Here is a 19,334-nt window from a genome sequence, read left to right on the forward strand (position 1 = left end):
CAAGCGGCATGCCCGGCGGCGCCACGGAGGAGGGCCGCGAAAGGCGGCCGTGCGCGCGTCGTTGTTGCCGCCTGTTTGTAATCATGGGCCGGGCTGCCGGTTGGTATCCGGCAGCCGCTGGCGCCCGCGCCAGCCAAGGCGCGCCTCGACCGCGGCGAACGCCAGCAACGCCAGGCACAGCGGCGCCAGCGCATACAGCGCGCGGTAGCTCAGCGCCGCGCCTAGCACTTCCGCCGCCGGCAGGCGTGATGACAGCGCCGCCACGAAGATCGCCTCGGTGGTGCCGAGCCCGCCGGGCACGCGGGTGACCACCGCCGCGAAGCTGGTGCACAGCAGAATCCCCAGCACCACGGGATAGCTGACCTTGGCCTGCAGCAGCAGGTACATGATGGCGCCCATCAGCAGCCACGACAGCGCCGCCGTCACGCTTTGCAGGACCGCCATGCGCCCGCCGGGCAGGCTCACCCGCTGGCCCATCCAGACCGCCGTCCGGCGCCTGGCGCGGGCGCAGATCCAGACATACAGGGCGGCCGCCGCCAGCAGCCCCAGGCCCAGCAGGCGCAGCATGCCGCCGCCGATCTCCCAGCCGGCCGGCACCACGATCGCGCCGCTGGCGAACACCACGCCCGCCACCCAGCCATATCCGATCCAGTTGGACACCGCCGAAAACACCGCCACGCGGGTAGCGGTAGCCTTGCGGCAACCCAGCCGGGCATACAGGCGCAGCCGCGCGCCCAGGCCGCCCAGCAGCACGCCCAGGTTCAGGTTCAACGCATAGCTCAGCATGGCCACGCCCAGCACCTTGGGCCAGGGCAGGGTGTGGCCGGTATAGCGCCGGCCCAGCAAGTCCAGGGCGGCATACGCCAAGTAGGCGGGTGGCACCAGGACCGCCGCCAGCAGCAGCGTCTGGCGGGGGATGCGGCGCACGGCCTGCCACACGCCGGGCCAGTCGACCGAGCTGCCGAAGTAGACAAGCAGGCCGACCGCCAGCGTCAGCACGGCCCAGGGCAGGATCCGCTTGATGCGCGGCCAGCGGTGGCGGGCCACGCGCGCCAGGTGCGAGCGGTACAGGCTCATGGCGCCTCGCTCTCGTGCTGGCCGTTGCCGTCCACGGTATGCAGGCGCGGCTTGTGCGCGGGCAGCGCGCCGGCCCAGGCCGGAAAGCGGCGCAGGAAGTGAAACACCACCACGCCGACCCACAGCCGGCGCAGGCGTCGCCGCGAACCCGGCCGCATGCGCACGGGCGCACAGTCGTGCGCGATGAGGCGTTCCAGGCTGGCGCGCAGGGCGGCGTTCAGGGCGCTGTCGCGCGCCACCACGTTGGCTTCCAGGTTCAGCGCCAGGCTGAGCGGATCCAGGTTGCTGGAACCCACGGTGGACCAGTCGTCGTCGACGCAGGCGACCTTGGCGTGCAGCGGGCGCCGGCGGTATTCGAAGATCTCGACGCCGGCATCGATCAGGTAGTCATAGAGCATGCTGGCGGCCAGTTGCGCCACCAGCATGTCGGGCTCGCCTTGTAGCAGCAGCCGCACGCGCACGCCGCGGCGGGCGGCGTTGGCCAGGTCGCGCAGCAGGCGGTAGCCGGGAAAGAAGTAGGCGTTGGCGATCAGCACGTCGTGGCGCGCGGCGCGCAGGCCGGCACGGTAATAGCGTTCGATGTCGGTGGCGTGGCCGTGGTTGTCGCGCACCACCAGGCGGCCGCCGCCATCGCCCGCCGGCATCGCTTCCAGGCGCGCGGCCCGGCGCCGCCGTGGCGGGCGCGCGCCGAGGGCGGCGCGCGCGTGGTCCGCGATATCGGCGGCCAGGGGGCCGTCGACCCGCACCGCATAGTCCTGCTTGGCTTCGGGGCCGTAGTCCGGCAGGTGATCGGCCGAGAAGTTCATGCCGCCCACGAAGGCGCAGGCGCCGTCCACCGCCACGACCTTGCGATGCATGCGGCGGAACAGATTGGTGCGCACCCCCAGCAGCCGCGGACGCGGATCGAACAGGTGCACGCGCACGCCGGCGTCGGTCAGCGGCGCCAGGAATTCCTCGGACAGCAGGTCCGAGCCGTAGCCGTCCGCCAGCAGGTCGACGCTGACGCCGCGGCGCGCGGCGGCGACCAGGGTCTGCCGCAGGTCGCGGCCGACCTTGTCGTCGAACAGGATGAAGGTCTCGATCAGGACCTCGTGGACGGCGGCGTCCACGGCGGCGCGCACGGCGGGAAAATAAGCCTCGCCATTCTCCAGCAGCGTGTAGCGGTTGCCGCTGCGCCAACCGTCCGGGGGCAGCGTCATAGCGCCACTTCCGCGGCGATCGGCACATGGTCGGACAGGCCCGCCCAGACCCGCGAGGCCAGCGGCACGGGCCGCCAGTCGCGCACATTGCGCACGTAGATGCGATCGAGCCGCAGCACCGGCCAGCGCGCCGGAAAGGTGCGGGCGGGCCGGCCCAGCCGCGATGTGAAGACTTCCCGCACCTGGCAGTCGCGCAGCAGGCCGTCGGCCTCCTGCCGCCAGTCGTTGAAATCGCCGGCGATGAGCAGCGGCGCGCCGGCCGGCACGTCGCGCGCCACCAGGCGGCACAGGCTGGCGATCTGCCTGGCGCGATGGCGGGCGCGCAATCCCAGGTGGACGCAGATCGCGTGGACGGCGCCGGCGGTTCCCGGCAACGCGAGCACGCAATGCAGCAGTCCGCGGCTTTCGTGCCCGCCGACGCTGACGTCGTGGTTCTCGAAGCGCGTGATCGGGTAGCGCGACAGCACGGCGTTGCCGTGATGGCCCGCCGGGTAGACGGCATTGCGGCCATAGGCGAAATCGCGCCACAGCGTATCGGCCAGGAACTCGTATTGCGACGCCGCCGGCCAGCGGGGCGCGGCCCGCGCAGCCATGGCCTGGTGTTCGCCCACCACTTCCTGCAGGAACACCAGGTCCGGGGCGGCCATGCGCAGGGCGTCGCGCAGCTCGTGCAGCATGAAGCGGCGGTTGAAACTGGTGTAGCCCTTGTGGATGTTGACGGTCAGGACCGTCAGGGGGGCGAGGGGCTCGGCGGGCAAGGGGCTCTCCGGGTAGCGGGAATCTTTGCCCGCCAGCAAGTCCCGTGCCCGGCGCGCCTCGTTCTACAAGCCCAGGCCCAGCAGCATCAGGAAGGCGCCGAACAGCACGAAATGCGTCATGCCCTCGATCGCGTTGGTCTGGCCGTCGTTCAGATTGATCGCGGCCACCAGCAGCGTCACCAGCATCATCAGGGTCTGCAGCGGCGTCATGGCGATGTCGAAGCGCTGGCCCGAGACCAGCGCCAACGCTTCCATGGCGGGCACCGTCAGAATGACGGTCGAGAGCGACGCGCCCAGGGCGATATTGACCACCGATTGCATGCGGTTGGCCAGCGCTGCGCGCAGGGCGGTCAGCATTTCCGGGGCGGCCGAGATGGTGGCCACGATCAGCGCCACCAGGCCCGCGGGCACCTCGATCCCGGCCAGGCTGCGATTCAACGAATGCGACATCAGTTCGGCCAGCGCGCCCACCGCGACGATGCCGGCCGCCATGACGAGGATCGACTGGCGCCGGCTCGGGTAGCCGGAGGCCGGCGACGGTTGGCGGGTCTTCTTGTCCGGGTAGCTGTAGCTGAAGAAATAGCTGTGCGGGCCCGTCTGCATGCGCAGGAAGACGCCGTACAGCAGCAGCATCGCCACGATGGTGAAGCCGCTGTAGGCGCGCCAGCGCTCCTGGGGAACGAACTCGGGGATGATCATCGACACCGTCACGGCGGTCAGGATCATGACACTGTAGGTGCGCGCGGAATCATCGTTGTAGGCCTGCTCGCCGTGCTTGAAGCCGCCGATCAGGGCGGCCACGCCGAGGATGCCGTTGATGTCCAGCATGACCGCCGAGTAGATGCTGTCGCGCACCAGGGTGGGCGAGCCCGCCTTGGACGAGACGATGGCCAGCACGATCACTTCCACCAGCACGGCGGACAGCGTCAGGATCATGCTGCCGTAGGGATCGCCCAGCTTGCGCGCGATGCGTTCGGCGTGGCGCGCCACGCTCAGCGACGCGGCCAGGATGGCCACCACCAGCAGCGCCGTCTCGATCAGGCCGGCGGTCCGTCCGTAGTCGGCCAGGCGGGCGTCGGCCGCGTACCCCGCCATCGCGAGGGCGCAGGCCAGCAGCAGGTACTTCTCGGACTGCAGAATGGATTTCATCGGGATTCGGCGGACCGCAACAGTGCGAGGCTAGCACTGTTGCGGCCCGGGCGGGAGGAGGGACAGGCACGAGGCTTGCTGAAAGGCAGGCCCCGCCGCACCGGATGGAACCCCATGACAAGCAACCGCGTACCACGGCGAAAGCCGTCGTCGAAACGAACGTCTCCCGCGCGGGGGGACGGCCATGGCAATGCGGTATCGCGTTTCTTCGATCATTTTGCGGCGCACGTCACGAAATGGGCGGGTTCGCCCGTGGCATTCGGGGCGGCGCTGATCGCGGTGGTGGCTTGGGGGCTGTCCGGTCCGGCGTTCGGCTATTCCGAAACCTGGCAACTGGTGATCAACACCGGCACCACGATCATCACCTTCCTGATGGTGTTCGTCATCCAGCAGAGTCAGAACAAGGATAGCGAGGCCGTGCACCTGAAGCTGGACGAACTGCTGATCGCGCTGCGCGGCGCCGACGAAAGACTGGTCGATGCCGAACGCCTCGATGAAGACAAATTATTGGCGCTGGCCGCGGCCTGTACCGCGCGCGCCCGAACCCAGCGGCGCCAGCGCGCCCGCAGCCGGAGGCGGCCATGACCGACATCCTGCCCACCGTCCGCAAAGGGCAATACGCCGGCCAGCTGGACCGCGACACGTTCCGCGCGCGATTCATGGGCCGTTTCCGCGACCCCGCCTTCCGGGCCGAAGACGCGGCCCTGGCCCGGCTCGAGGCGATCGCCTGGGACGCCTATGCGGCCGGACGCAAGGCGCCCGAGACGGTAAAGGCAGGTCCCGACTACGCCGACCCCGATTACGACCTGTCGGTCGAATGGAAGGACACGCGCGACCGCCTGGCGCGCGCCGCCGGTGCGCAGCAGGACCCGCAGGCCCCGTCGCGCGTGCTGGTGATCGTTGGCGCGGCGCGCAATGACGGCACCTGTCCGGGCGAGGTTTCCAAGAGCTGGCGGCTGGCGTTGCTGGCGCAGGAAGAACTGCGGGCTGCCGGCATCCACGGCGACTTGCTCGATCTCAGCCGGCTGACGTCGGAATACGAATACCGCATCCATCCCTGCAAGGGCTGCGTCTCGACCGCGATGCCGTTGTGCCATTGGCCGTGCAGCTGCTATCCCAACCACGCGCTCGGCCAGGCCAACGATGCCATGGCGGGCATCTATGAACAGTGGGTGGCGGCCCACGGCGTGATCCTGGTGGCGCCGACCTACTGGTACCAATCGCCCAGCCCGTTGAAGCTGATGATCGACCGGCTGGTGTGCGCGGACGGCGGCAATCCCGACCCCACCTCGACCGGCGGCAAGGATCCGTTCAAGGCCAAGCAGCTGGAACTGGCCGGCTGGCCCTATCCCAAGCATCTGGCCGGCCGCGCCTATGGCCTGGTGGTGCATGGCGACGTGGCCGGCATCGAGAGCCAGCGGCGCGCGCTGGCGGACTGGCTGGACTGGATGGGGCTGGTCGACGCCGGCGCGTCCGCCCGGCTGGAGCGCTATATCGGCTACTACCGGCCCTACGCCACCAGCCACGAGGAACTGGACGCCGATGCGGCCGTGCGGCAGGAGGTGCGCAACGTGGCGCGGGCGCTGGTCAATTTCCTGCCGCGCCTGCGCCGAGGCGAGCTCGCCGGGCTGCAGGACGGGATCCGCGACCCCCGGCCGAAATGAGCGTAAGGCGCGATGCGCGACGGGGACGGGTGAGCCGTACGCATGCGGCTGCTCGCGGCGGACGCGGCACGGCGGTTGCTGGAGACAGCGGACGGCCACCTCCGTGGCCCGCCTGCCACCGTGCAGGGAACCCATCGGAATCACTCAGGAGTCAGCCATGACACAAAAGACTTTGCAGGACCTGTTCATCCATGAACTGTCGGACATCTACAGCGCCGAGAAGCAATTGACGCGGGCCCTGCCCAAAATGGCGCGCGCGGCCAGCGAGGCCAAGCTCGCCGAAGCCTTCACCTCGCACCTGGAGGAAACCCGGGGCCAGGTCGAGCGCATCGACAAGATCGTCGAGGCCACGGGCCTGCGGCTCAAGCGCATCAAGTGCGCGGCCATGGAAGGCCTGGTGGAAGAGGGCCGCGACGTCATCGAGGACGTCGAGAAAGGCCCGGTGCTGGATGCCGCCCTGATCGCGGCGGCGCAGAAGGTCGAGCATTACGAGATCGCCAGCTACGGCACCCTGTGCACTTTTGCCAAGCAGTTGGGGCAGAACGACGCGCTGGCGCTGCTCAAGGAAACGCTGGCCGAGGAGAAGGCCGCCGATGAAAAGCTGAACATGCTGGCGCTGGAACAGACCAACGCCAAGGCGGCGCGCGCCGGCAAGGCCGCGTGATCCGGCAAGACGATCAGGGAGACCGCCATGGGCAACACCACGACCCAGCCAGACGCCCCGGAACCCGGCCGCAAGCCGCCGGCCCGGCCCGATACATCGCCCGCCGAGTCGCCCGACCCGCCGCCGCGAGACGACGAGGCGGACCGGCGCGGCCGTTGGCCGCCCGACAGCCTGCCCAACCCGATGCCCGGCGTCGACCCGCAGCAGACGCCGGGCATCGACCGGCTCGGCGATGCCGGCCTGCAACAGCAAGTATGGGTGCGCAGTGGACGCGCGCTCTAGGAACCCCTCATGAACATGTACGCCCCTACGACAGCCGTATCCTCCCGCCCCGCGCGCCGTGCGCGGCAACCGGCGCTGCCGTCCGGGCGCGCGCCCGCGCGTCAGGCGCTTGCGCGCATTCCGCTGAATGGGTTTTCTCATGCCCTGCCTGCGCCGCTGGCCGCGAGCCTGGCGCGGCGCCTGGCCACGGCCTCGCGCCAGCAATGGGTGCAACGCCTGTGGGCCGGCGACGCTTCTCTGTGGACCGGCCATGACGAAGGTCGGTGGCTCGGTTGGTTGCGTCCGGGCGCCGCGCCGGGAGACCCGGGCCGCCTGGCGGCCACCTGCCGTCGCCTGTGCGTGGCGGGGTTCACCGACGCGGTGATGCTCGGCATGGGGGGCGCGACGTTGGGCGCCGAGGCGCTGGCGCAGATCCTGGGCGTGGCGGGCGGCGGGCTGCGCCTGCACATTCTCGATTCCACCGACGTGGCGCAGATCCTGGCGTTGCAGGGCCGGCTCGACCTGGACCGCACGCTGTTCGTGGTCGCCAGCAAATCGGGCAACACGCTGGAATCCGGCATGTTGGCCGCGTACTTCGAGCAATGCCTGGCCCGGCGACTGGGGCGCCAGGAGGCCGCGCACCGCTTTGTCGCCATCACCGACCCCGGCACGCCGCTGCATGCGCGCGCGCGGGCGGCCAGCTATGCCGCCATTTTCACCGGCGATCCCGCGGTGGGCGGACGCTACTCGGTGCTGTCGCCGTTTGGCCTGGTGGCCGCGGCGCTGCTGGGCCACGACCCGGCCAGCGTGCTGCGCGCCGCCGAACCCATGCGGCGCGCCTGCTCGACGCATGGGTTCGGCGGCGCGCGCAACCCTGGCCTGCTGTTGGGGGCGCTGCTGGGCGAGGCGGCGTTGGCCGGGTACGACAAGGTCACGCTGCTGGCCGACCCGGGCCTGGAAACGCTGGCCGGGTGGCTGGAACAGCTGTTGGCGGAATCCACCGGCAAGGCCGGCAAGGGGCTGGTGCCGGTGGCGCATGAGCCGCTGGCCGCGCCCGGCGACTATGGCCGTGACCGCCTGTTCGTGCACCTGTCGAACGGGCCGGGCGCCGATGCCGGCCTTAAGGTGCTGGCGCGTGAACTGGCCGCGGCGGGCCATCCGCTGTTGACGTGCCAGCTGGGGACGGGCCTGTCGGTGGCGCAGGAATGCTTCCGATGGCAGATCGCCACCGCGGTCGCGGCCGCCGTGCTCGGCGTCAACCCGTTCGACCAGCCCGACGTCGAGGCCAGCAAGGCGCGCACGCGCCGCCTCGCGGCGGCCCCTGATGCGGACGCCCGCGGCGGCGCCTGCGCGCTGCTGCGGGTGGACGGGCCGCTGGCCTTTCACGGCGCCGCATCGCCAGCCGCCTCGGGCGCGGCATTGCTGGCCTCGTTCGCGGCGCGGCGGACCGCCGACGGCTACGTGGCGCTGCTGGCGTACCTGCCGCGCGACGCCGCGTGCGAACAATGGCTGGCGGCGGCGCGCGCCGGCGTGCGTGCCGCCACCGGCGCGGCCACGCTGGGGGGATTCGGCCCGCGCTACCTGCATTCCAGCGGCCAACTGCACAAGGGCGGCCCGGCCGGCGGGGTGTTCCTGTTCGTCACCGCGGATGCGCCGCGGACGCTGGAGGCGCCGGGCCATGGCGCGAGCTTCGGCGCCACGCAGACCGCGCAGGCGCTGGGCGACATGCAGGAATTGACGGCGCGCGGCCGTCCCTGCCTGCGGGTCCATATCCGCGGCGATCTCGCCACCGGCCTGGCGCGCCTGGATGCGCTGCTGCGCCAGGCCTTGGGCGCGGGGGCCGGCGCCCGTTGCACGCAACGCCCGATACCCGTGGCCATTTCCGGCCCGGGCCTGTTCACCGGAGACATGCCATGAAGATTTCCAGACTCATCGTCACCACGATCACCGTCAACGCCTTGGCCTTGGCCTCGGCGGGCGCCTGGGCCCAGTCCCATTTGCCGCAACCTCCCACGACGACGCCCGGCAGCACCGCGCCGACGCCCAAGCCCATGCCCAAGGCGCAGCCAGGGCAGGGAAAGGCGCAGCCACAGCCGAAGGCGCAGCCCGGGCAGGGCGGCTCACGCGCCGTGCCCAAGTCGCAGCCGCCGCAAGGCGAGCCGCGCCCCGCCAAGGATGACCGTCCGGCCCGGCGCCTGGATGGCGAGGGCGGCACCGATAGCCGCGGTCCGGCGCGTGGCCAGGGCGGCACCGGCTCGACCGGTCAGGGCGGCATGCCGGGTTCCGGCGCCTCCGCCGGTTCCGGCGGCACCACCGAGACGCGCTGAAGCAGGACCCGACGGCGGCGCGGGATCACGCCGCCGCTTCCTCCTCGCGGGCCGCGCGCCGCGCCAGGTGCAGGATGCTTTCGGGCAGCGCCAGGGCGATGCCGGCGGCCTGCAGGTCGCGCATCACGCCCAGGTAGATCGCCTGCTGCAGGTCCATGTAGCGGTTGTAGTCGGCGCTCATGACGTAATACACCGCCTCGAATTCCAGCGCGCTTTCGCCCAGCCGCGCCAGGTGGGCGCGGTCGAAACGGGTGTCCGGCTGCTGCTCGATCTGCGCGCGGATCAGGGCGGGGATGGCGGCGACCTGTTCGACCGGCGTACGGTAGGTCACCCGGATCGAGAACACGATGCGCCGTTGCTGCATGCGTTTGTAGTTCTGGATCGTCTGCTTGAGCAGTTCCGTGTTCGAGCAGACGATCTGTTCGCCGCCCAGGCTGCGGATGCGGGTGGTCTTGAGGCCGACGTGTTCGATGCTGCCCGCCACCGCGCCGAAGACGATGAAGTCGCCGGCCTCGAACGGCTTGTCCAGGCCGATGGAGATCGATGCGAACAGGTCGCTCAGGATGGTCTGCACCGCCAGGGCCACCGCCACGCCGCCGATGCCCAGGCTGGCGACCAGCGCGGTGATGTTGACCCCCACGTTGTCCAGCATCGCCAACAGCACGATCACCCATACCAGCGCCCGCAGCAGGAAGGAGAGCAGGGTGGCGGTAATCGAGCCGGCGCGCCCGCGCGCGGCGACCGCATGGGTCAGGCCGACTTCGATGCCGCGATCCAGCCACAGCGCCAGTTGCAGCGCGATCAGCACGAACCACAGGTGGCCGGGCCCGGTCCGGCCGGGCAGCGGCGCACCCACCAGGTCGGCCGCCAGCAGCAACGACGCCAACGCCAGCACCACCCAGCTGGTGCGCAACAACACGCGTGACGCGGCGCCGGCGGCGCCCCGGCCTGTCGGCTGCGCCAGGCGGTCGAGCCGCGAGCGGGCCAGCCGCAGGGCCAGCATCAGCAGGAAACACACGGCGGCGCCCACCGCCAGCGCCGCCAGCCACAGGGCAACGGGATGGCCGGCAAGCGCGGCCGGGTCGGAAAACCAGCGGGTAAGCATGTCGTCTCCGGAGGCGGAAAATGCCGTCGCGCAGCAACCGCCATGCCGACGGGGCACCCGAGGGGGGCGTTCTTCGAAATGCGGGCGATCCGATCAGCGAGGCGCGCTCCAGACCGATGCCTGCCGGTATTGTTCGGCCCGCGCCAGCGTACGGTAGAAGTCGGCGCCGGCGCGGATCAGCGCCTCCATCTCGCGCGGCGTGAGCTTGTCCTCCAGCGCGGCCAGGCATCCCGCATAATCGGAAAGCACCTCGGGCCAATCGCTGAGTGGCCGGTCGCAAGCGGAGGTGGCCAGCATGCGCGCCAACAGCTCATCGCGGTCCATACGCTAGCCACGGATCCACGGGGCCGTCGCGCTCATTGTTTCTCGGTCGCTTGCTTCAGGGTCTTGGCCATCTGCAGATGCTGCTGCAAGGTCGGCAGCGTCTGGATGGCGAACTGCTTCACATCCGGATCCTTGACCTCGTTGGAAGCCTTCTCGAACAGTTTGACCGCATCCTCGTGCGCGTCCACGCCGATTTCATCGGCATAGGCCTTGTCGAAGCCTTCGTCGCGCAGGCCCAGCGCCTTCAGCCGGGCCTTCTGCACCAGGGACGGCTCGGTGGGCACCTCATAGCCCTTGCCCTTGGCCAGGGCCGCCAGTTGCTGCCCGGCCTTGCCGTGGTCGTCGATCATTTTCTGCGCGAACGTCTTCACATCGGGGCTGTGGCCTTTTTCCAGCGCCATCTTGCTGCCCTCGACTTCCAGGTGGCCGGCCTGGGCCGCGCTTTCCAGGAAATCGCGGTCGCCGCTGTCCAGCTTGGCGGTCGCCGGCGCGGCGGGCGCGGCTTGCGCCATGCTGGCCTGTGGACCGCCCAGCGCGAAAAGCAGCATGGAAAGGGTGGTGAGATGGCGGATGGTCATGGCGTACTCCCGGTGGGGTTGGCGTGCGCGGCGCATCGGATATGGCCGCGCAGTCATCCAGCAATCCATGTTCCCGGCCCGCAGGGTTCATGCCGTGCGCGGCCGGCCCAGGGGTACTGAAAGATCGGTACTTTTTACCGAATCCGGCCCACTGTCGCTGCCGCGCGAGGACGATGGCAGGTCGCTGGGCGAATCCGAGGAATCGCTGGGGCCGGCGGGGGGCGAGGTGACGGGGCCGTCATCCGGACGCGGATCGTCGGCGGTCGAATCCGCCGGTTCGATGTCTTCGTCGGGGACTTGGTCATTGCCTTTCTTCCCAGCATCATCGGGGGCGGCCGGTTGTGGCGGGCGGTTAGCGGGTGTCGAGGGCGTGGACGGGCGGGACATGGCGGCTCCTGAGGCGAGGCGGGGATGATCTCGCCTCGCCAGCAAGCGCCGCTCCCGGGACGCGCCGCAAACCGCTGGCCGGTCGCCGCGCTAGAAGCGCGGATGCTTGCCGAATGGCACTTCGGCGTCGCTCGGCGGGTCGAAGGTGGCGGTGTCGCCGTTCAGGTCGGCGACGTGGATCTGCGCCAGGCGGGTCGCGGCTTCAATGGCCGTCTGGGCGGACGAGAAGTGTTCGTCGATGGCGATCCGTTCCCCCGGCGCGTCGGCGCTCGCGCCCGGCGCGATCAGCGTGTAGCCGATGCGCCAGACGTCATTTTCCTGTTGCGGGTGTTCGATCTGGAAGTCCCATTTCGCTTGTTCCATGATGGCTCCTGGATGGGCGTTGAGTCCGAGGCGCGGCGGGGGCGCCGCGCCTCGGGGGGGCGGGCGATCAGCGCGTCAGTCCGGACAAGGGGATGTCGAAATCGAACGGCAGCCGTTCCGTCTTGCCGGGAACCAGGGCGTCGAGTCGCGCGATCCTGCCTTGAAAATAATACGCCACCTGCGCGCCGCCGTCGGCCCCGGTCAGGCCGATGCGGCCGACTTCGCGCAGCGTGCCGCCGCTGGCGTCCGTGGCGTTCAGGACAAGACCCTGGCCCGCCTCGGGCAGGCGCGCGGGGTCGAGCAGCACCAGGTTGTCGTTGACCGCGGCGCCCGGCGGGAGTGCGTCCAGCGGCAGCGGCTTGCGCTCGATCGTGGCCATGTTCAGCACCGACAGCCGGCCTTTCGCGCGCACGGGCGCCACCGGAAAACGACTCGGGTCGAGGGCAAAGCCGTCCTGCACGCGTTCATAGGCCTCGCCTTCGCGCACGTCGATCGGCCGGCCGCGGGCGTCCAGGAAGGTGATGGTGGCGGCGTCCGCCAGGCCGAAGCGCGTGGCGTTGGAGATGAAGCGGTCACTCAGCACGTCGGGATAGCCGAAGCGGATAACCGGCTTGTCTTCGCGCCGCACCAGGGCGACCGACACGCTGGCGGCCACGGCCCGCGGCTCGATGTCGGGCCGCAGCCTGGGCGTGTCGTGGTCGTAGACCGAGCCGGCCAGCGTGAGCGGCGTCAGGCCGACGCCTTCCAGGGTCTGTCCGAGCGGCAGCACCGAGGCCGACAGGCGCCGCGTCAGCGTGGGGCCGCCGGGCACCAGCAGCGTGACGCGCACGCTGGCGACCTTGCCCTTGAAGCCGAAGCGGGCCACCAGCTGGCCGTTGGCGTCCTTGAAGCCGGCCTTGGCCAGCAGGGTGGCGGTGTCGGGCACGGTGAGCTGGCCCGCGGCCGCCTGCGCGCTCAACTGGTCGAACTGGCTCAGCCCGCGCGCGAGCTGGTCGCGCGTGTCCCACAGGCGCAGGTGGTTCAAGAGCACCTGGCCGGCGGCATCGCGCGCCTCGATGATGACGGCGTCGCTACTGAAGCCGCGCGGCGCGCCGCCGCCGCTCTGGGTGACGCCGACCGTCACGCTGTGATCGTCCATCGCCTGCAGCGTGAAGGCGTAGTCGCCCAGCCGGCGCGGCTTGCCCAGCGCGGCGAGGGTGAAGTCGGCGTGCGGGGTGGACTTGGGCAGCGCGATGCTCAACTCGCCGTCGAGCGATTCCGGCAGGCCATGCTGGCCGTCGGGTTGCGAGATCGTCAGCAGCTGCCCCTGCTTCTGCACCGAGATGGCGACGCCGGCGCCGGCGGGCTGGGCGGTTGGTACCACGCCGCCGTCCAGGAAGCGGATCGCCGACCAGCGCAAGGTGTGCGGGTAGGGCAGCGCGAACGGCGCCTCCACGCCGATGTCGCCGCGCGCGTTCAATACGCCGATCACGCCCGCGGCGTAGACGTCGGCCAGCTGGTCGGCGTCGGCGTAGTCGCCGATGACCGCCAGGCGCGAGGTGGCGCGCACCGTCTGCGCCGGAGGTTCGCGCAGCATGTCTTCGCTGCGGCGCTGCTGGTGCAGGATGAACAGCATCTCGCTCAGCGCCCGGCGGGTGGGGGCGTCGGCGACTGCGGCGATACGGGCCATGCGCGCGTCGTCGACGACGACGGGGGCGGCGGGCGTGCCGTGGGCGGCAGGGGCCAGGCACAGGCTTGCTCCAAGGCAGAAGCCGGCCACGATGGCGGACAGGCGCGTGGCGCTCATGGGCGGGGCGTCTCCCGGGTCAGCCGGTGCCACCACCAGTCGTCGAGCTCGGGACGCGATTCGAAGAACGGCCGCCAGTCCTCGACGCTCGCTGCCGGGTCACAGGGCGCGGCGCGCAGATAGGGGCGGTGGCGGTCGGTGGCGCAGGGGCCGTTGCCGCGCAGGCGCAGCGGCGGATCGCCGGGGCCGTGCACCGTGAACGTGGCCGCGTCGGCGCCGTCGATGATCTTCTTCTCGTCCAGGTACCAGACGTTGGTGTCGTCGGTGGCGTAGTCGTGGCCCAGTTCGCGGAAGGTCGCGGGGCGGGCGCCTTTGAGGCGGGCGCCGTAGAAATAGACGGATTCGCGGTCGCGCGCGAGGATGCTGCCGTCGCGCCGGAAGTCGCAGGAATGGTCGCGGTAGTTGAGGCTGACCTGCGGCACGATCTCGAAGGCCGCGGGGCTTTTCGTGCGGATCGTCTTGCCGGTGATGTAGTAGGCCCGTTCGCGGTCGCGCGCATAGCGCAGGTTGAGCGCCTCGAAGGTGGCGATATCGGCGCCCTCGACCTCGTACCAATACGTCTTGCGTTGCGCGCCGTATTCGCCCTCGCCGTAGACGCGATGCCGGTCGTGCAGCCAGCGGCCGCCGAAGGCCTTGAAGCTGCCGGCATCGACATCCAGCAGGTTGCCCTGCTTGTCCGCCAGCGGCTCGCCATTGAAATAGACATGCGCGCCGTCGTGGGTATAGCAACACAGCGTGGCCTCGGGATGCGCGGCGACGCAGGTCAGTGGCCAGCCGCAGTCGGCGAAAGGCCCGATGTGGGGCTTGCGCCGCACGGCTTCGCGTATGTGCCAGGTGGTGCGCAGGTCGGGGGGCGCGCCGTCGGGCGCCGCGCCGTCGGGCGCCGCGCCGTCGGGCAGGCGCCAGCGGGGCGGCAGCACCAGACGGCAGATGGCGGCGTCGTCCAGCCCGTCGAAATAGGCGCGCCGGGCGCGGTCATCGTAGGAATACGGAAACCATCGGTAGGCTTCGCGCAGGGGCGCCCACTCTGGTTCGGTCAGGCCGATGCGCGGCAGCACTTCCCGGAGGGTGCGGCCGGTGGCCAGGAACAGGTTGGCGGCCTCGAAGGTGTCGTAGGGGATGACCGGTACCGACCGGGTGCCTGTCTGGTAGTCGGATCGTTCAGCCAACGGTCAAGCTCCTGAGGGGAACGGCATCGAGACCGCCGCGGCCAGGAGGTCCGGCGCGGCGCGGGGGGCGCGAGCGGCAGTCAGGATAGCAAAGGACGGGCGAGGCTTCGCATCACGATTTACAACAAATGTTTCGATATGGATCGAATGGTGCACCACGTTCCGGCGTGCGTTATCGTGGGCGGCGCGTCCCGGCGGAGCCGCGCTGGCGTCGCAGGATTGGGCAGGAATCTCGGCGGATTGCACTACCGGCGCCGGAAGCGATTCCGGAGAATGTCCCTTTTTGGACAAGCACCAGGGAGTCTTCCATGCTTGTGAAAGCCTATGGCGCCTACGCCGCCGACAAACCGCTCGAATCGCTCGAGATCACTCGCCGCGCCACCGGCGCCCATGACGTCCAGATCGACATCGCCTACTGTGGCATCTGCCACTCCGACCTGCACCAGGTGCGGGCCGAATGGGAAGGCACCCAGTATCCCTGTGTGCCGGGCCACGAGATCGTCGGGCGGGTGGCCGCCGTCGGCGCGCACGTCCAGGGCTTCAAGCCGGGCGACCTGGTCGGCGTGGGCTGCATCGTCGACAGCTGCAAGCACTGCGCCGAGTGCGCGGACGGCTTCGAGAACTACTGCGATGGCATGGTCGGCACCTACAACGCGCCGACCGCGGACGAGCCGGGCTGGACGCTGGGCGGCTACACCCAGAAGATTGTGGTGCACGAGCGTTACGTGCTGCGCGTCAGCCATCCCGCCGAGCAGCTGGCCGCGGTGGCGCCGCTGCTGTGCGCCGGCATCACCACCTATTCGCCGCTGCGCCACTGGAACGCCGGGCCGGGCAAGAAGGTGGGCGTGGTGGGCATCGGCGGGCTCGGCCACATGGGCATCAAGCTGGCGCATGCGATGGGCGCGCACGTGGTGGCCTTCACCACCTCGGAGTCCAAGCGCGCGGCGGCGCGCGAGCTGGGCGCCGACGACGTGGTGGTGTCGCGCAATCCGGACGAGATGGCCGCGCACCTGCAGAGCTTCGACTTCATTCTCGACACCGTGGCGGCGCCGCATGACCTGGACGCCTTCCTGGTGCTGCTCAAGCGCGATGGCGCCATGACCCTGGTGGGCGCGCCGGCCACGCCGCATCCCTCGCCGAACGTGTTCAACTTCATCATGAAGCGCCGCTCGCTGGCCGGGTCGATGATCGGCGGCATCCCCGAGACGCAGGAGATGCTGGACTTCTGCGCACAGCACGGCATCGTCGCCGACATCGAGATGGTGCGCGCCGACGGGATCAACGCCGCCTACGAGCGCATGCTCAAGGGCGACGTCAAGTATCGCTTCGTGATCGACAACGCCACGCTGGCGGACTGATGCGGATACCGGCGCCGGGCAGGAGGATGACGACATGATCCACGGACGTTGCCGGGCATGGCTGCAATGGCTGGCCGGCACGGTCGCCGTCATCGGGCTGTCCGGCGCCGCGCAGGCGGCGCCCGGCGACAACCGCGACCTGATGGAAGCGATCGCGCGCGAGATCGTCGCGTGCGGCGAACTCGACGGCATCGCGTGGCAGGAGGTCTCGGCGGTGTTCGCCGTGGACGAGGACGGCGACGTCAACCAGAGCTACGGCTATGCCTATGCCGCCGACGGCACGCCGCACGCGGTCGCCTTTCTCTACGACCCGGTCGAACAGGCGGTCAGGCGCTACCGCGAATGGCTGCGCCCGCGGCACGACAAGGGCTTCATCAAGATGCTGTTCCAGTTCAACCGGGTCACGCGCAAGGTCAACGCCGAATTCGAGTACGACGACGCGGCGCGCTGGCAGGTGACGCCGGCGAACGTCGATCGCGTAACGGCGGCGTTGCGGCCGAAGCTGGGCGACTGATCGCTTCAGGCCCGCCCGGCGCCAAGCACCAGGTCATCGAACAGCGTCGTCCCGCCCATCTGGCCGCCCTTGAGCATCAGTTCAAGTCCATCGGTCAGCGGATCGTCGCTGCGCGCGATGCTGACGGTGACGCCGGGCGCGAGCGTGCAGTGAAATCCCAGGCCCCATAGCCCCAGCGCCAACGCGGCGTGGCTGGACGTGTCGCCGCCGGCGATGCCCAGGCGCGTGAGCCGGCGGCCGGCGGCCGCGCTGGCGCGCACGATGCCGGCCGCCAGCTGGCCGGTGGCGCGGGCGGTGGCGGCAGTGCGGTCCGGCGACAGGGCCTGGTCGGGCGCATCGGTATGCAGCAGCACATTGCGTCCCTGGGCCAGCGCGCCGGCCGCCTCCTCGATGCGCGCCCCGGCATAGGCCGGGTCGTCCAGCAGGCGTTCAACCTGCAGGGGCTGCCGCGCATAGCGCTGGCAGGCGGCGATCTGACGGGCCGTGACCGGCGACAGGCTGCCGGCCACCACCAGCACCGGCCCTTCGGCGGGCGCCAGCGTGGGCGGGGCGGACGCGGGGGCGAGCCCGGCGGCGCGCGTCAGCGCCTGCTGCACGCTACTGGGACCCACCGCCAGCAGCGGCAGCGCCGCGGCCGCGCGCCACAGCAGCCGGCCGATCAGCGGCAGTTGTTCGTCGTCCACCAGGTCCAGCAGCAGCGGGCCGTCGACCGTGTTCACGATGTCGTCGATCCAGCCGTCGGCCGCGCGCAGGTCGGCGGGGCCGCGCAGCGGCGGGTAGGCGGTGTGGGGCAGGGACTCGATGCCGTCCAGCCCTTGCAGCGCCAGATGGCGGCGCAGGTCGGCCTCGTGCATGGGCGTGACGGGGTGCGCGCGCATCACCGGGTGCCGGTCGATGCGGTGCGCCTCGGGGTCGGCGCCGGCGCGCGCGAACAGGTTGGCGAAGCTGCAGTAGCGCCCGATGCCGGGCTGGCCGCCGACGATGGGCACGAGCGGATTGAGCATGTGGCGCCGCAGCTCGGCCACGGCCGCGCCGATGCTGCCCACGTGCGGGGCGCTGTCGAAGGTGGAGCAGCACTTGTAGTGCAGGATGCGCGTGCCGGTGGCGGCCAGGAAGCGGCCGGCGGCGCGCAGCTCGGCCGTCATCTCATCGGGCGCCATGCCGCGCGCCGCGCCGGCGATGCCCAGGGCGTCCAGCGGACCGGCGCGTTCGAGCTGCCGCGGCGTCGGCACGCCCAGGAACAGCAGGCTGCGCCAGCCGGCCAGCGCCACGTGCGCCAGCGTGTCGGTGGCGCCGGTGAAGTCGTCGCCGTACCAAGTGACGCGCGGCGCGGCGGCGCGGGCGGAGCCGTCCGTCATGCGCGCGACCCGAAATGTTCCAGCGCGCGCCGCAGCTCGGGCGCCTCGGCGGCGAAGGCGGCCAGGTCCTGGCCGGCGCGCACCGCCTGCCAGGCCTGGCGGATGCTCTGCACGCCGGCCGCCGGGCCGTCCGGATGCGCCAGGATGCCGCCGCCGGACATGAACAACAGGTCGTCGGTGCGCACCGCGGCCCAGGTGGCGGGCACCGTGCCGGCCCACTGGCCGGACGAGAACGCCGGCATCACCGCGTCGTCGATGCCCGGCGTGAGCGAGGCCAGGCAGTCGCGCGCGCTCTCGACCACTTCCGCGTCCGGCTGCGAGAATTTGCCCTGCAGGCCATGCACGTGCATGTGGTCGACGCCGGCCAGGCGCCACAGCGTCTGGTAGGCCTGGAAGCCGATGCCCAGCAAGGGGTGGCGCGACAGCGCGCCGTAGCCGTTGCGATGGCCGTGCAGCGCCAGCGGCGTGTGGCGCCGCAGGGTCTGGATGGCGGAATAGCCGCACCAGTTCAGGCTGGCCATCACGCAACTGCCTTGCTCGCGCTCGATCAGGTCGGCGTGGCGCCGCATGGCGTCGGTTTCGTCGGTGATGTTGAAGGCCACCATCACCTGGCGGCCGGTGCGCTCGCGGTGCGCCCGCACCACCGCCATCACGGCGGCCACGCGCTGCGCCAGCGGCGCATGGGCGGGGTTGGCGCAGACTTCATCGTCCTTGATGAAATCCACGCCCGCCGCGCACAGCCGCGCCACCAGGTGGGCGGTCTGCTCGGGCGACAGCCCGACGTTGGGCTTGATGATGGTGCCCACCAGCGCGCCATGGGCCACGCCGGTCAGCGCGCGCGTGCCGGCCACGCCGACGCGCGGCATGTCGAACTGGGCGCGGTAGTCGGACGGCAGTTCCAGTTGTTCCAGCCGCAGGCCGGTCACTTCGCCCAGGTCGTACAGGTTGCCGCCGACCGTGGCGGCCAGGGTCGGCAGGTTGGGGCCGATGTTGGCGACGGGAAAGGCGATGCGCACGCGGGCGCGGCGCAGCACGGTGGGCATGCCGCCCGGCTGGCGCGCGAGCCAGGCGTTGGGCAGGCTGGCGTGGCCGGTGGCGTCGAGTTCCCGCACCGATTCGACCTGGGCGCGGGCGCGCGCCCGCAGCTCGTCGGTCTCGCCCTCGACGCGGGTGAAGGTGCCGCAGGACTGCTCGCCCGCCATCACCTCGGCGACGCGCGCGGGGTCCAGCGGGGTTTCGATCAGGTAGGTGGCGCGGATGACTTGGGTGTTCATGGGTACGGCCGGGTCCGTA

The 19,334-nt window shown here is 70.9% G+C and carries 20 protein-coding genes; 8 read left to right on the forward strand and 12 right to left on the reverse strand.

Annotated features, from left to right (window positions below; genetic code table 11):
- Positions 1–81 precede the first annotated feature (81 nt).
- The 4 genes from I6I07_RS17585 to I6I07_RS17600 all read right to left on the reverse strand — a co-directional run bounded on the left by I6I07_RS17585 (position 82) and on the right by I6I07_RS17600 (position 4,183).
- Positions 82–1,077, reverse strand: coding sequence for a lysylphosphatidylglycerol synthase domain-containing protein (locus tag I6I07_RS17585; protein ID WP_198483050.1), 996 nt, complete (start codon positions 1,075–1,077; stop codon positions 82–84).
- The gene (gene clsB / locus I6I07_RS17590; RefSeq protein WP_198483051.1) at positions 1,074–2,276 is read right to left on the reverse strand and encodes a cardiolipin synthase ClsB; all 1,203 of its coding nucleotides are present in this window, start codon (positions 2,274–2,276) and stop codon (positions 1,074–1,076) included. Before clsB ends, I6I07_RS17585 begins: the two co-directional genes overlap by 4 nt.
- Positions 2,273–3,034, reverse strand: a complete 762-nt coding sequence (locus tag I6I07_RS17595) for an endonuclease/exonuclease/phosphatase family protein (protein ID WP_198483052.1) — start codon at positions 3,032–3,034, stop codon at positions 2,273–2,275. Before I6I07_RS17595 ends, clsB begins: the two co-directional genes overlap by 4 nt.
- 63 nt (positions 3,035–3,097) lie before the next feature.
- Positions 3,098–4,183, reverse strand: coding sequence for a calcium:proton antiporter (locus tag I6I07_RS17600; protein WP_198483053.1), 1,086 nt, complete (start codon positions 4,181–4,183; stop codon positions 3,098–3,100).
- 114 nt (positions 4,184–4,297) lie between these two features.
- Between I6I07_RS17600 and I6I07_RS17605 the strand changes: the two genes are divergently transcribed.
- The 6 genes from I6I07_RS17605 (at position 4,298) to I6I07_RS17630 (ending at position 9,099) form a co-directional block, all read left to right on the forward strand.
- Positions 4,298–4,768 (forward strand): low affinity iron permease family protein, encoded by a 471-nt coding sequence (locus I6I07_RS17605; protein WP_104021755.1) that lies wholly within the window; start codon positions 4,298–4,300, stop codon positions 4,766–4,768.
- Positions 4,765–5,847, forward strand: coding sequence for a flavodoxin family protein (locus I6I07_RS17610; protein WP_198483054.1), 1,083 nt, complete (start codon positions 4,765–4,767; stop codon positions 5,845–5,847). Before I6I07_RS17605 ends, I6I07_RS17610 begins: the two co-directional genes overlap by 4 nt.
- Before the next feature lie 157 nt (positions 5,848–6,004).
- Positions 6,005–6,511 carry a ferritin-like domain-containing protein gene (locus tag I6I07_RS17615; RefSeq protein ID WP_035359166.1) on the forward strand — a complete coding sequence of 169 codons (507 nt, stop codon included), beginning with the start codon at positions 6,005–6,007 and terminating at the stop codon, positions 6,509–6,511.
- A gap of 27 nt (positions 6,512–6,538) precedes the next feature.
- On the forward strand, positions 6,539–6,793 hold the full coding sequence (locus tag I6I07_RS17620; protein ID WP_198483055.1) for a hypothetical protein: 255 nt from the start codon (positions 6,539–6,541) through the stop codon (positions 6,791–6,793).
- A gap of 9 nt (positions 6,794–6,802) precedes the next feature.
- Positions 6,803–8,689, forward strand: coding sequence for a hypothetical protein (locus I6I07_RS17625; protein ID WP_198483056.1), 1,887 nt, complete (start codon positions 6,803–6,805; stop codon positions 8,687–8,689).
- A complete protein-coding gene (locus I6I07_RS17630; protein WP_198483057.1) occupies positions 8,686–9,099 on the forward strand; it encodes a hypothetical protein in 414 nt (137 codons plus the stop codon). The genes I6I07_RS17625 and I6I07_RS17630 overlap by 4 nt, the downstream gene beginning before the upstream one ends.
- A 25-nt stretch (positions 9,100–9,124) precedes the next feature.
- Here the strand turns inward: I6I07_RS17630 and I6I07_RS17635 are convergent, their stop codons facing one another.
- From I6I07_RS17635 to I6I07_RS17660, 6 genes are all read right to left on the reverse strand, one after another.
- A complete protein-coding gene (locus I6I07_RS17635) occupies positions 9,125–10,204 on the reverse strand; it encodes a mechanosensitive ion channel family protein (protein WP_198483058.1) in 1,080 nt (359 codons plus the stop codon).
- A 93-nt stretch (positions 10,205–10,297) separates the two neighbouring features.
- A complete protein-coding gene (locus tag I6I07_RS17640) occupies positions 10,298–10,528 on the reverse strand; it encodes a DNA-3-methyladenine glycosylase (RefSeq protein WP_198483059.1) in 231 nt (76 codons plus the stop codon).
- Between the two features lie 32 nt (positions 10,529–10,560).
- Positions 10,561–11,106 (reverse strand): DUF4142 domain-containing protein, encoded by a 546-nt coding sequence (locus I6I07_RS17645; protein ID WP_198483060.1) that lies wholly within the window; start codon positions 11,104–11,106, stop codon positions 10,561–10,563.
- A gap of 477 nt (positions 11,107–11,583) precedes the next feature.
- Positions 11,584–11,856, reverse strand: coding sequence for a hypothetical protein (locus tag I6I07_RS17650; protein WP_006390142.1), 273 nt, complete (start codon positions 11,854–11,856; stop codon positions 11,584–11,586).
- Between the two features lie 67 nt (positions 11,857–11,923).
- Positions 11,924–13,642 carry a hypothetical protein gene (locus I6I07_RS17655; RefSeq protein ID WP_198483061.1) on the reverse strand — a complete coding sequence of 573 codons (1,719 nt, stop codon included), beginning with the start codon at positions 13,640–13,642 and terminating at the stop codon, positions 11,924–11,926.
- Entirely contained in the window at positions 13,639–14,811 is a 1,173-nt protein-coding gene (locus I6I07_RS17660) for a DKNYY domain-containing protein (protein WP_198483062.1), read from the reverse strand. The genes I6I07_RS17655 and I6I07_RS17660 overlap by 4 nt, the downstream gene beginning before the upstream one ends.
- 308 nt (positions 14,812–15,119) lie before the next feature.
- On the opposite strand from I6I07_RS17660, the gene I6I07_RS17665 reads away from it, so the two are divergent.
- Together I6I07_RS17665 and I6I07_RS17670 are read left to right on the forward strand one after the other, a co-directional pair.
- Entirely contained in the window at positions 15,120–16,169 is a 1,050-nt protein-coding gene (locus I6I07_RS17665) for an NAD(P)-dependent alcohol dehydrogenase (RefSeq protein ID WP_198483063.1), read from the forward strand.
- Positions 16,170–16,203: 34 nt separating this feature from the next.
- On the forward strand, positions 16,204–16,683 hold the full coding sequence (locus tag I6I07_RS17670; protein WP_198483064.1) for a hypothetical protein: 480 nt from the start codon (positions 16,204–16,206) through the stop codon (positions 16,681–16,683).
- Positions 16,684–16,688: 5 nt separating this feature from the next.
- Here I6I07_RS17670 and I6I07_RS17675 read toward each other — a convergent pair whose 3' ends face one another.
- Together I6I07_RS17675 and I6I07_RS17680 are read right to left on the reverse strand one after the other, a co-directional pair.
- On the reverse strand, positions 16,689–18,041 hold the full coding sequence (locus tag I6I07_RS17675; protein WP_198483065.1) for a four-carbon acid sugar kinase family protein: 1,353 nt from the start codon (positions 18,039–18,041) through the stop codon (positions 16,689–16,691).
- Positions 18,038–19,315 (reverse strand): ribulose-bisphosphate carboxylase large subunit family protein, encoded by a 1,278-nt coding sequence (locus tag I6I07_RS17680; RefSeq protein ID WP_035359161.1) that lies wholly within the window; start codon positions 19,313–19,315, stop codon positions 18,038–18,040. Before I6I07_RS17680 ends, I6I07_RS17675 begins: the two co-directional genes overlap by 4 nt.
- Between the last annotated feature and the right edge of the window lie 19 nt (positions 19,316–19,334).

This window comes from Achromobacter deleyi, from assembly GCF_016127315.1.
In the GTDB taxonomy this organism is placed as follows: domain Bacteria; phylum Pseudomonadota; class Gammaproteobacteria; order Burkholderiales; family Burkholderiaceae_B; genus Achromobacter; species Achromobacter insuavis_A.